Below are 13,923 nucleotides of genomic sequence, written 5' to 3' on the forward strand. Positions count from 1 at the left end.
CGACGTGGCAACAATGTATCAGCCTTGGAAGCTCAAAAAATACCTGGTCAAGCTGTTGAAGGTAGTCGGATGGATTACACTTTCCATCGTGGTGCTGCTTATTGCCGTCGCCCTGCTGCTGCGCGTGCCCGCCGTGCAAAACCGGATCGTGCAAGCTGCCGTCGGTTTTCTGCATGATAAGATCGGCACGGAAGTCCGCCTGGACTATATCAGCCTGCAATTTCCCAAGAAGATCGTGCTGGAAGGACTCTATGTGGAAGACCAGCAACGCGACACCTTATTATATGCCGGCAAGCTGGGAGTCGATACCGATCTGTGGGGTCTTACCCAAAAGACGATCGAGCTCCACCAGGTACAACTCGATGGCATCGTTGCCAACATCCGGCGTACCCTGCCCGACAGCGCCTTTAACTTCGACTACATCATTGCCGCCTTTACTTCTCCCGATACCACGACCACGGTCGAAACGGACACGACCGCCGCGCCGTGGGTCTTTGCGGTGGAAGATGTGGCCCTCACCAACACCCGGGCGACGTATGCAGACGCCGTGTCGGGTATGGACCTGGCGTTAAAAACCGCCTCGTTGGAGGTAAGCATGGACGAGTTTGACCTCGAGCAGATGATCTTTCGGGCAGCCTCCATTGCGATCGAAGACACCCGCGGACATTTTATCCAACATGAACGGGCACCGTCGCCTGCTACTGCAACGATGTCCGCGCCGACGGATACAACGCAAAAGTCGGTTACGCTCGGATTTGAATCGATCTCTCTCAAAGGTATCCATGCCCGCTACGAAGACCTCAACGCCGGTCAGGCCCTGCAAGCAGACATCGCCGACGCAGCCGTGGCGGTAAACACCTTCGACCTCGACAATCAAATCATCCTGCTGGATGAATTTACGCTGCGTCAATCGTTCATCTCGTATCATCAGCTTACGATCGACTCATCGCGTTTGGTGTCTCGGGATATTGTATCTGTTGCCTCCACGGATACGACCCAGACTAAGCCCTGGCAGTTCGGCATTGAGAATCTTCAGCTTGCCAACAACATTCTCCAATACGACAACTTCAACCAACCGCTGCAGCCGCAGGGCGTGGACTTCAACCACTTCTGGCTAACCCAATTCAACCTGGAGGGGGAAGACCTGACGATGAAAGGCGCGGCCCTCTCCGGTACCATCGAAGCACTTTCCTTCCGCGACAAAAGTGGGTTTGCGTTGACCGGATTTGAAAGTCGCTTCGCCATGACCGACCACACCGTACGCGTCGAAAACTTTCACCTGACCTCTCCCCGCACGAACATCAACCTGGAAGCACAAGCTGCTTTTACTTCCTTCGAGACACTCTCCACCACGTATCCCGATGCTTCCCTGAAGGTCGCGCTTACAAACACATCGATCGCGTTGGAAGACATTCGTTTTTTACTGCCCGCGGTGCTCGATAGCCTGCCCATCAACATCGATCCGCGCGCGATCATACGCACCGATTTGGTCTGCTCGGGCAAAGTCAACGATTTAAATGTTCAACAGCTTACGATACGCGCCTTATCCAACACTATTCTTGTGGCCAACGGCACTGTCAAGGGTCTACCCGACGTGCAGCAAACACAGCTTGCATTAAAGCTTACCAAACTACATACGACGCGGGCAGATATTAATACCGTGGTAGCCGACTCGGTGCTCCCGAAGTCCATCACCTTACCGGAGTGGCTGGATCTGACGGGCAACTTCAGCGGCTCGCTCATGGCGCCCATAGCGAAAGCCACACTCAAGACGGATATGGGCTCACTGGATACCGATGTCAAGCTGAACCTTGACTCGATGGCCAAAGAGAATTACCGTGGTAGCGTCAGCCTGAATAAATTCAACCTGGGCAAGCTGCTGCAGCAGGACTCGACGATGGGTATACTCGATCTGGACGCCAGTGCCCAGGGCCGTGGCTTAACGCTGGAAGACCTCGATGCTGCGCTCAAGCTCACGATACACGAGTTCGAATATAGCGACTATACCTATAAAGATTTTCGCCTGGACGGCACGTTGAGGAAATACTTTTTCTCTGGCACCGCTTTGCTACACGATCCTAACCTAGACGTTAGCCTTAAAGGTGACCTGGACTACCAGGGCAATATACCCCGTTATAAGCTCAACCTCGAGCTCAAGAATGCCGACCTCCAGGCCATACACCTATCGCAGCGGCCGCTCCGCACACGCGGCACCCTGACGGTGGATGTAGCCACGGCCGATTTTAAAGTAATAAACGGTGATATCGGCATCCGCAAGTTTGCCGTTTTTAACGGCAGTAAACTCTATGCCGTCGATTCACTCTTGTTTGCCTCGATCGATCAAAAGGGTCAAAGTGAGATTACGCTTCGCTCGGATATAATTTCTGGAGATTTCAAGGGTACCATTAACCTGGTCAGCATGCCCGAAGTAGTAACGCGACACATCAATCAATACTTTTCGTTGCGCGATACAACCTATAAAAAACCTGTTGCACCGCAGGACTTTGAATTTTCGCTGGTGATCAAAAACACGGACCTGCTGACGGAGATCATTTTTCCGGAACTGGAACCATTCGTACCGGGTGAAATTGCCGGCGAGTTTGATAGTCGCAACGACAAGCTGGACTTACGGGTACACTTATCAAAAATAAAATATAGCGGTTTGGCACTCGACTCCATCGGTCTGGTGGTCAAATCCAATAAACAATCCCTGGACTATACCTTCCGTCTTAAAAAAATCAGCATGGACACGCTGCGGGTGGAAGAGATCAAACTGGCCGGCAACGTGCAGCACGACTCCATCCGTACACGGCTGATCATCCTCGATTCGCTGCAAAAAGAGAAGTATCTCCTGGGCGGTGTTTTTAATAGTTTTGAGGATGCTTTTCAGTTCCGGTTTTTGCCCGGGCAGGTCATGCTGAACTACCAGGAATGGAAGACACCAATGTATAATACCTTGCGCTTCACGGGCGCCGGCGTTATGCCCAACAACTTTTACATTGCCCATGGTGAGGAACGCATTCTGCTGGTCAAGCAAGATGACCGTGACTCGACGCTCTCTGTAGTGTTTAACCAGGTAGACCTCAGCAACATCACGAGTATTATCGAAGGCACAACGCCTATAGCAGGCGTCATTGATGGCGACGTGACGCTCAGCGCAGCGGCGGGTGGTTCTTTTAACTCGACTGCGTATATACACGATCTGAAAATTTTGGAACGCGGGTGGGGCGATCTGGCACTGCAATTGGGCAAGGCCGCGAACGGTCCTTTGAATCTGGACCTGCGCATGGAAGGTAAGGACATCGATGTGGTTGCCGCGGGATACTTCGTTTCAAACATCCCGAAGCCGGAGATACATTTTACGACGACACTCAACAAGCTCGACCTCGCATCGGTTGAGCCGTTTACATTCGGGCACGTTAGAAACTTAAAAGGGCAACTCACCGGGGCGGTCAAGATCGATGGCGCGGCGGCAGCGCCTAAGATCGACGGCGAGCTTCGTTTCCGCGAGGCGGAATTTATCCCCACCGTAGGTGGCAGCAAATTCTTATTGAAGGATGAAGCCATCAAACTTACCGGCACGGGGCTTACGCTAAACGACTTCACCATTCGCGACGTACAAAACAACACAGCGCGTTTTGACGGTACGATAAAGACAGCCGGTTTCGCAGAGTTCGACCTCAACCTGCGTGTGAATGCACAAAACTTCCAGTTGCTCAATACGAAGGCCATCGACAATGACCTGTTTTATGGCAACGTCCGGATCAATACCAAGGCCATTATTACCGGCACATCCAACTTACCCAAAATTCAAATGGAGGCCAGCCTGGCGAAAGATAGCGAGTTTACCTATGTCGTGCCGCAGTCCGAAAAAGGCGTGTTGGAGCAAGAAGGTATTGTTAGGTTTGTGGACCGTGATGCGGTAAAAGATCCTTTCTTAAGCTCGCTCAAACTGGAGGACACCGTCAAGACTACCTTCCAGGGCATTGACCTGACGGCTAATATCGAGTTGAAAGATACGGAGACCTTTAATATCGTGATCGACCCGATCACGGGTGATAAGTTGAGCGTGAAGGGGAACGCTACGTTAACGCTCGATATCAATCCCTCAGGTGATATGCAGCTTTCGGGTCGGTATGAAGTAACGGAAGGGAGCTATAATCTTTCCTTCTACAAACTTGTAAAGCGTGAGTTCAAAATTGAAAAAGGCAGCTATATCATGTGGACGGGCGATGTCATGGAGGCGGACCTGAACCTACGCGCAATCTATGAAGTGGAGACGTCTCCGATCGACCTGGTAGCGGCGCAAGTGGAAGGCGTACAGCAGGACCTGCGGTACCGTCAGCGCTTGCCGTTTCTGGTATATCTCAACATCAAAGGGGATCTGTTGACGCCCGATATCAGCTTTGAGCTGGATATGCCCCAGGAAGACCAGGATGCACTTGGCGGTGACATTTATGCGCGCATCAAAGACATCAATACCCGCGAATCTGACCTCAACAAACAAGTCTTTGCATTGCTGGTATTAAAACGATTTATTTCAGAGAATCCCCTCGAAACACAAGGAGGCTCGGACGTGGCTTCCTCCGCACGCCGTAGTGTGAGTAAGCTGCTGACGGAGCAACTTAACCGCCTTTCCGACAATGTAAAAGGAGTACAACTAACCGTTGATTTAAAATCATACGAAGATTACTCCAGTGGCCAGGCACAGGGCCAGACACAGTTACAATTGGGGCTTTCGAAAACACTGTTCGACGAGCGTTTAGTAGTGAAAGTTTCGGGTAACGTGGACGTGGAGGGGCAGACGGCTAACCAAAACTCCGCAGCCGACTATATTGGAGACCTGGCGCTGGAATATAAACTGACAGCCGATGGTCGCCTGCGTGTGACGGGTTTCCGCAACAGCAACTACGATATGATCGACGGCGAGCTGATCGAGACCGGCGCCGGCTTTATTTATATAAAAGACTATGATGCCTTCCGCGAGCTCTTTAAATCAAATGCCACGGAAAATGAGTAAGCGTCTTCTCACCGTCTTTCCGTGTGTATCGTCGGGATTGTATATCCCCTTTCTGTTGTTCATTGCGATATTACTACCCGGTTGCACAGCCACCCGGTATCTACCACCAGGAGAGACATTTTACAATGGCGCTGAGATAGACTTCCAAATGCCACAGGGCCCCGTGCGCCGACGCGGTATGCTGGAAACGGAAATGCAGGAGTATATTGTACCCAAACCCAACGATAAGATTTTAGGTGCCCGGCCCTGGGTATGGCTTTATTATGTGGCAGGCACACCAAAAAAGGAAAAAGGCATCCGAAACTTTCTAAAAAAGAAGATTGGCCAGGCACCGGTATTATTAAAAGACGCCACCCCCGACCGCACGGCCAAGCTACTGGCAAGTTATCTGAATAACGAAGGCTACTTTGAATCAAAGGTTGTCCCAGAAGTAAAAAAGGGCAAAACGCAAAGTACTGTCATCTATCACACCGAGCTGCACAGGGCGTATCGGTTGCGAACCATCGTTTACCCAAAAGGTAGGGATAGTACCTATGCTGCCGTGCTGCGCACATTGCGTGAGAAATCCATTCTTCGCCCCAACATCCGCTACGACCTGGAACGCCTGCAAGCGGAGCAGGAACGTATAGAAGAGGAAGTAGAGAACGTTGGTTTCTTTTATTTTGACGACCGCTATCTGATTTTTGAAGCCGACAGTACCGTGGGCGAGAAAAAAGTAGATCTGACATTGCGTTTGGAAAAAGATATACCGCAGCGCGCGCGAAAGATATATCGGCTGGATAAGATCAATGTTTTTCCCAACTATGTGCTCTCCACCGATACGCTGCCGGGCAAGGGGTTCGACACGACGATGGTGAACAATTACCACTACATCGACAACAAGCATGCTTTCCGTCCACGCATTATTACCGACGTTATCAATCTAAAGAAAGGGGAGCTATACAGCCGCGAAGCGCGCGAGTTTTCGCTTAGCCACTTGATGGGGCTGGGTACTTTTAAGTTTGTAAATATTAAATTTTCCGAATCGCCCCGAACGGACTCTGCCATGCTGGATGCGCAAATTCTTATGACGCCGCTGAAGAAAAAATCCTTGCGGGCGGAAATACAGGCAACATCAAAATCCAACAATTTTGTGGGGCCGGGCGTAGCCTTTACGTTTACAGACCGGAACTTCCTGCGCGGCGCTGAGTTGTTTCAGCTTAAGCTCACCTCAGCCTATGAAGTGCAGATCAGCAAACAAGTATCGGAGCCCGTGAACTCACTGGAGTTGGGACTGGAGTCCACGCTAACGATACCTCGTTTTATCTCGCCTATCAAGATCGATTATAAATCCAGCCGGTACCTGCCGAAGACACAAATTAAGGCGGCGTTTAACATACAGAACCGGGTACGTTACTATCGATTAAGCTCCATTAACCTGGGATATGGGTATAACTGGCGGGAGTCAGCCTCCAAAAGCCACGAGTTGTTCCCCGTCGACATCGCGTATGTGCAAACCCATAAGACTGATGAATTCGATTCATTGTTAACATTAAATACCGTGCTTGCCAGTTCGTTCGTGAATCAGTTCATTGTCGGCACACGTTATTCCTATACACTCAATACGCAGCTTTCCCAGGAGGTGTCTCAAAAGTACGAGCGCCGTAGGTTCCGCGAACATAACTTCTATTTCAATGGCAACATTGACGTAGCGGGTAACCTGCTCAACACCGTGCAACGCACCGCCGGGATAGATCCTGGACTGGAACAAGGTGGTAGGAAAGTTCACACCCTGTTTAATTCTCCCTACTCTCAGTATGTGCGTGGTGACATCGACTTTCGTTATTACTGGCAGTGGGCCCGTCATAGTAAGCTGGCCACCCGTGCAGTTGCAGGCGTTGGCTATGCCTATGGGAACTCGCGAACCATGCCCTATATCAAACAATTTGCGATTGGCGGCTCGAACAGTATCCGGGCATTTCCCGCACGCTCGATCGGCCCCGGCTCGTACATGTTAGATCTCGACAAGGCATTCTTTATCGACCAGCGCGGCGACATTAAACTGGAAGCAAATGCCGAGTACCGCTTTGATATCATCAAGTCTTTCAAAGGTGCGGTGTTTGTCGATGCGGGTAACATCTGGCTGATGCGGCCAGATCCCAAAGACGATACGACACGACGCGTAGGCGGAGAGTTTCAGCGCAAATCGTTTATAAACGAGATCGCCGTCGGTACCGGCCTCGGCTTCCGCATGGACTTTAGCTTTTTTGTATTGCGTCTGGATATAGCGTTCCCGCTTCGCAAGGCTATTCAATTACCTGAAGAGATCGAAGGCGTACGGATCGATGACGAAGACCGCGCCCGTCAGCGGTGGAAGTGGGTGATTAACGATATTGATTTTACCCGACCGGGCTGGCGAAGCGACAACCTGATCTTTAATATCGCGATCGGGTATCCGTTCTGATCAGGGCTTTTTGCGCAAGGTCGAGTCGCGTACGATCAATTCGTGGCGCAGTACAATGGTATTCAGACTTGCACCTTCCAGTCGGTCGAGGCGGCGTATCAACGTGGAGGCTGCCAGCTCACCCATCTCCTCTCCCGGGTAATTCACCGTCGTTAAATTGGGCTCGACGACTTTTGATATCGGATCGTTGTTAAACCCGGCGACAATAATTTGCTCCGGTATCTTTATACCTGCTTGCTTTAAGGCTTGCAGACAGCTTACGGCAGACGAGTCGTTGGCCGAGAAGACACCGTCGGGTAACGGGTTCATTGCCAGAATGGCCCGCGCGGCTTCGGCACCGGCTAGTTCACTCAGATTGCCTGCCAGCACCAGGCTTTCGTCAAAAGCAAGGTTATTATCACGCAGTGCCTGCTGGTAGCCGCGCAACCGGTCGGCATACACTGCGCCTTTCGATCGTGCCGTCAGGTGTACAATCCGTGTACCGCCCTGGCGTATCAGGTGTGTCGTAACTTCGTACGCTGCCTTGTAATTATCAATGACAAGGCTGGTACACTGCGGATGGTCGAGCACACGATCGAAAAAGATGAGCGGTATATTTTTATCGAGGAATAAATTGAAATGCGAGAGACTTTCACTGTCATAGGCCACCGATACAAGCAGGCCGTCGACACGGCTGTTGTATAGTGTGCGCACGTTGGTCTCTTCTTTTTTCACCGACTCGGCCGACTGGCTGATGATCAGGTTATACCCTGCGGCATTGGCTACCTTTTCCATACCCGCAATGACCACCGACATGAAGTAGCTATTCAAACGCGGCACAATCACACCAATGGTATTGGTGCGGGAGCGGCGCAGGTTACTCGCAAACATGTTTTGTTGATAGCCCATCTCACGTGCCTTGTCGAGAATACGCTTACGTGTATCCTTGCGAATGGCAGGATGGTCTTTCAGACCACGGCTGACGGTGGCCGGCGAAAGGCTTAGCGCTGCCGCAATGTCGTATATCGTGATTTCTTTATGGGGTCCGCTCATGGGTAATGTCGCACTGCGTAGTTAACGAGAAGTCATGAAGGAAAAAAGGCCGGGCGATCAACTTAGCCTGAAAAGCCAAAAAAGCCACCCCAATGACTTGTACAGGGCTGGATCTGTTAAATCGGTTTCATACCATAAAACTGCCACTAAATAGCTTCTGCAAACCTTCCTTAAAATAATTCATGCAATCGGTTGCATTATCTTTTTCAATCTGGCAAATTCGTTTGCATGAAGCTCACCTACGCTATTCTTCAGAAAGGCATTACCCTATTTTGCATGATCCTGTGCTTGCCATTGGGGGCGCAGGACAACTATGTTCAATCGGAAAGTGTATCCGGTGGCTTTCCGCTATTTGCTTCAGGAACTGCTGCTTCGCTTTACGTCCACGATGCCGATCATGCCGGTGTATTGCTGGCGGCCGAAGCATGGGTACAGGATTTATACCAGGTAACAGGCATGCGGCCTTCGCTGACAACCGGTACCACACCTACCGGGAAATATATCGTGGTTGCCGGCACGATTGGAAAAAGCCCCTGGATCGACGACCTGGTGCAACGTGGTAAACTTGATGTTACTGGCATCGCGGGGCAATGGGAGTCGTTTGTCGTACAGGTAATCGAGAAACCTTTTCACGGTGTAGACCAGGCGTTGGTGATTGCCGGGAGCGACAAACGCGGTACGATTTTCGGCATTTACGACCTCTCCAAACAGATGGGCGTATCACCCTGGTATTGGTGGGCTGACGTACCCATTGTCAAACGCACTGCGCTTTACATCACCCCCGGCAGGCATATACAAGGACCGCCGGCCGTACAATACCGTGGTATATTTCTGAACGACGAAGAACCTGCGCTGGGCCGCTGGGCCGTAGAAAAATATGGTGGTTTTACGCATGCGTTCTACGAGCGCCTCTTTGAGTTGATCCTGCGCATGAAGGGCAACTACCTGTGGCCGGCCATGTGGTGGGCCAGCTTTAACAGCGACGATCCGCTCAATCCTACGCTCGCCGATCGCTACGGCATTGTGATGGGCACGACCCACCACGAGCCCATGATGCGGGCGCACGCCGAATGGAGAAAAGGCGGCCAGGGGCCCTGGAACTACGAAACAAATGCTCCCACCCTCCGGCAATTCTGGACCGACGGGATTACGCGCATGGGCGCCCGCGAAAGCATCGTGTCCATGGGCATGCGCGGTGACGGCGACATGGCCATGAGTGCGTCCACCAACATTGCTCTGCTGGAAAAGATCGTACGCGACCAGCGGCACATCATACAAAGCGTAACGGGCAAGGATGCAGCCCAAACACCCCAACTGTGGGCACTCTATAAAGAAGTACAAGACTATTACGACAAGGGCATGCGTGTACCCGACGACATCACACTGTTGCTATGCGACGACAACTGGGGGAATTTGCGCAAGCTACCCCCCGTTGGCGATAGCCTGCGGGCCGGCGGATATGGTATCTATTATCACTTCGACTACGTCGGCGGACCACGCAACTACAAGTGGCTTAATACCAATCAACTCGAACGCACCTGGGAGCAAATGCACCTGGCCTATCGCTTTGGCGCCACCAAGCTTTGGATCGTAAACGTCGGCGATCTGAAACCGATGGAGCTTCCCACGGAATTCTTCCTCGACTACGCGTGGAATCCTGAAGCCTGGAATAACACTACACTGGGCGACTACACCCGTCAATGGGCAGCCCGCCAATTCGGTTCAACCTACGCCGCGGAAATTGCCAGCTTACTGGATACCTATACGAAATACAATGCCCGCCGCAAACCCGAGCTCCTCTCACCTGAAACGTACAGTCTGGTAAACTATCGCGAGGCCGAACGCATCGAGGCAGACTATAGCGCACTTACGCAGCGTGCCAAAGCACTGGCCGGGCAACTACCCGCTATGCATCAGGATGCGTATTATCAACTCGTGCTCCATCCCATTCAGGCGAGCTCTATTCTAAACGCGCTGCACATTACCACGGCCCGCAATCATCGCTACGCTGCACAAGGTCGCGCCGCCACCAACGATCTGGCTGATCGCGTGAAGACCTTATTTGCTGACGACTCTGCTTGTTCGTATTACTACAACCGTGTACTCGCCGGTGGCAAGTGGAATCACATGATGGATCAGACACACATCAGTTATACCGACTGGCAACAACCCGATCGCGACGTGCTGCCTTTCTTAAAACGCATCACCTTGCCGCCGAGCGCGGCACTGGGCATTGCGATAGAAGGCGACTCTGCCTGGTGGCCACAGGAAAAACGCCAGGCCGTGTTACCCATATTTGATTCGTACCAACAACCGGCCTACGCCATCGACATCTTTAACCGCGGTGGCGCGCCGTTTGACTATACCGTCGAACCCGGCGCGAAGTATATTCGGGTGTCGGAACCGCTCGGCACGATTGACAAGGAAAAACGCATTTGGATCAGCATCGACTGGCAACATGCGCCGAAAGGTCTACACCGCATTCCGATTACTATTAAAGGGACGGAGCACACTACGGTCGTCGTACAGGCAATCGTACAAAAACAATCCCTGCCCAAAGGCGAGAAGGCCGAGGGCTTTGTCGAGCGCCAGGGGTATATTTCGATGGAAGCTGCCCACTTCACCCGCGCGGTGGCGGGCAAAGGTGTACACTGGCAGGTTATCAACAATCTCGGCCGAACCGATGCCGGCGTCATTACCCTGCCGGTGACAGCATTGGCCTCCATCCCCGGCCAATCCGATACGCCCTATTTAGAGTATACGTTTCACACCACACAGCGCGGCGCCGTGACGGTATCGACCTACTTATCCCCCACCCTCAACTTTCTTAACACCGATGGGCTTCGCTACGCAATATCCCTTGACAACGAACCTCCACAGTTGGTCAACCTACATGCAAACTTCACGCAAGCCTCGTGGGAGCAAGCTGTACGCGATAACATCCTGATCCGCACTTCCACCCATACGCTTACACCCGGCCAGCACGCATTGAAATTCTGGCGTGTCGATGCTGGCGTCGTATTACAAAAGATCGTGATCGGCAACCATGTACCCGGTTCCTATCTCGGTCCACCCGAGAGCTTTCGTTTTCCCAATGTCACCAACAAGTAACCCTAATCGATATGACTATACCCTCCACATTCCTACCCCTTGCGCTTTTAGCGGGCAGTTTATCTTTCGCACACGCGCAAACACCTCCAACCGATGACAGGGGTTTGAAAGATCACTTCCGTGATTATTATCCTATCGGGGTGGCGGTGTCACCCCGCAGCCTGCAGGGTCCCGAGGCTGCGATGATCCTGAAACACTTCAACAGCCTCACGCCGGAGAATGCAATGAAGATGGGGCCGATCCATCCTGAGGAGAACCGCTATGATTGGACGGGTGCCGACGCCATCGTGCGCTTTGCCCAGGAACATGGATTGAAAGTGCGAGGGCATGCGCTTTGCTGGCACGAACAAACTCCGGCGTGGCTATTTACAGGCGCCGACGGCAAGACGGTAACGCGCGAAGTATTGTTGCAACGCTTGCGCGAGCATATCACTGCCGTGGTGAGCCGGTACCGCGGCAAGATTTATGCCTGGGACGTTGTAAACGAAGCCATTGCGGACGACAGCACCAAGTTCCTGCGCGAGTCTCCCTGGTACACCCTCTGCGGTGAAGACTTTATTGCCAAAGCTTTCGAATATGCCCACGCCGCCGACCCCGAGGCGCTACTCTTTTACAACGACTACAACACCGAGCGCCCCGAGAAACGGGAACGCGTGTACCGCTTGCTTAAAAAACTGAAAGACGCCGGCGTACCGATACACGGTGTAGGGTTGCAGGGGCATTGGTCTATTTTCGAGCCATCCGAAAAAGAGCTGCGCTCCGCCCTCGACCGATTCTCCTCGCTCTCGCTGGCCATCCAGTTTACGGAATTGGATGTATCCATTTACCGGTGGGAGAAATTCCCCCGGGCGCGTCGTGCTGACGAGTCGGAAGCGTTCACGCCGGCACTGGAGGCGCAGCAACGGCAACAATACACCCGCGTGTTTAACATTTTCCGGCAGTATAAAAACGCCATCACCGGCGTTACCTTCTGGAATGTGTCTGACCGACGCACCTGGCTGGACGAGTACCCGGTAAAAGGACGCAAGAACTATCCACTCTTATTTGATCAACAACTTCAACCCAAGAACGTGTACTACGACGTGATCGGTACCGTCGCACGATAAGAACAATTCACGAATAACAATTACCTTTATCACATGATGCTTGAACAGACGATGCGCTGGTATGGTCCGAAGGACCCTGTCAGCCTTGCCGACATACGCCAGGCCGGTTGTACCGGCGTGGTCACGGCATTGCACCACATTCCCGTTGGCGACGTATGGACCGTTGCCGAGATTGAAAAACGCAAGGCCGAGATCGAACAGGCCGGCATGACCTGGACGGTTATTGAAAGCCTGCCGGTGCACGAGGACATCAAACGCCAGACCGGTCCGTATCAACAATACATCGATCAATACAAAGAAAGCTTGCAAAACGTCGGCCGCTGCGGCCTGCGCGTTGTGACCTATAACTTTATGCCTGTGCTCGACTGGATGCGGACGGACATTGCCTACCCCATGCCCGACGGCAGCAAAGCCCTATACTTCGAGCGTGCAGCCTTTATTGCCTTCGACCTATTCCTCCTCAAGCGTGCCGGAGCGGAGAAAGATTATACCGATGCCGAGCATGCAACCGCTCGTCAGCGTTTTGAAAGCATGACCGAAGCGGAGCGTGAAAAGCTTTTCCACAATGCCACGCTTGGACTACCCGGCAGCGACGATCCGTTCACCGCACCGGAGATCCTGGCGGCCCTCGAAAAATACAAAGGAATCGATGCGACCAGGCTACGTGAGCACCTCCTTCATTTCCTAAAAGAAGTGACACCGGTTGCCGAGCGCGCAGGGGTACAGTTGGCCATACACCCCGACGACCCGCCGTATCCCATCTTAGGCCTGCCGCGTATCATGAGTACCGAGCAAGACGCTGCGACGTTATTGGCGGCTGTCCCCTCGACTGCCAACGGCTTGTGTTTCTGCACAGGGTCGTACGGCGCACGCGCCGACAACGATCTGCCGGGCATGGTGCGCCGTCTGGGCGACCGTATTCACTTCCTACACCTGCGCAGCACACAGCGCGACTACAAAGGCGACTTCTACGAAGCCAACCACCTGGAGGGTGACGCCAACATGCCCGAAGTCATGCGTGAGATCGTATTGCTACAACAACGCCGCGGAGTATCACTGCCGATGCGTCCCGATCATGGCCACCAAATGCTGGACGACCTGAAGAAAAAAACATATCCCGGCTACTCAGCCATTGGCCGCTTACGTGGCCTGGCCGAGCTGCGCGGCCTGGAAGCCGGCATCCGGCTCCTTATTCATAAATGACCTTATTT

6 protein-coding genes are annotated in these 13,923 nt (G+C 52.7%); 5 read left to right on the forward strand and 1 reads right to left on the reverse strand.

Translation table 11 applies throughout. The features are described from left to right. The first annotated feature begins 13 nt into the window (after positions 1–13). Together K7P01_RS07210 and tamL are read left to right on the forward strand one after the other, a co-directional pair. A complete protein-coding gene (locus K7P01_RS07210) occupies positions 14–5,020 on the forward strand; it encodes a translocation/assembly module TamB domain-containing protein (RefSeq protein WP_267291325.1) in 5,007 nt (1,668 codons plus the stop codon). After that, on the forward strand, positions 5,013–7,463 hold the full coding sequence (tamL, locus tag K7P01_RS07215) for a translocation and assembly module lipoprotein TamL (protein WP_267291328.1): 2,451 nt from the start codon (positions 5,013–5,015) through the stop codon (positions 7,461–7,463). The genes K7P01_RS07210 and tamL overlap by 8 nt, the downstream gene beginning before the upstream one ends. Here the strand turns inward: tamL and K7P01_RS07220 are convergent, their stop codons facing one another. Continuing rightward, a complete protein-coding gene (locus K7P01_RS07220) occupies positions 7,464–8,495 on the reverse strand; it encodes a LacI family DNA-binding transcriptional regulator (protein WP_267291330.1) in 1,032 nt (343 codons plus the stop codon). Positions 8,496–8,723: 228 nt separating this feature from the next. Between K7P01_RS07220 and K7P01_RS07225 the strand changes: the two genes are divergently transcribed. From K7P01_RS07225 to uxuA, 3 genes are all read left to right on the forward strand, one after another. After that, positions 8,724–11,606 (forward strand): glycosyl hydrolase 115 family protein, encoded by a 2,883-nt coding sequence (locus K7P01_RS07225; RefSeq protein ID WP_267291332.1) that lies wholly within the window; start codon positions 8,724–8,726, stop codon positions 11,604–11,606. 104 nt (positions 11,607–11,710) lie between these two features. Continuing rightward, the gene (locus tag K7P01_RS07230) at positions 11,711–12,712 is read left to right on the forward strand and encodes an endo-1,4-beta-xylanase (RefSeq protein ID WP_267291334.1); all 1,002 of its coding nucleotides are present in this window, start codon (positions 11,711–11,713) and stop codon (positions 12,710–12,712) included. A gap of 33 nt (positions 12,713–12,745) precedes the next feature. Next, the gene (gene uxuA, locus K7P01_RS07235; RefSeq protein ID WP_267291336.1) at positions 12,746–13,915 is read left to right on the forward strand and encodes a mannonate dehydratase; all 1,170 of its coding nucleotides are present in this window, start codon (positions 12,746–12,748) and stop codon (positions 13,913–13,915) included. The last annotated feature ends 8 nt before the right edge of the window (positions 13,916–13,923 follow it).

This window comes from Parachryseolinea silvisoli (assembly GCF_021190955.1).
GTDB lineage: Bacteria > Bacteroidota > Bacteroidia > Cytophagales > Cyclobacteriaceae > Ohtaekwangia > Ohtaekwangia silvisoli.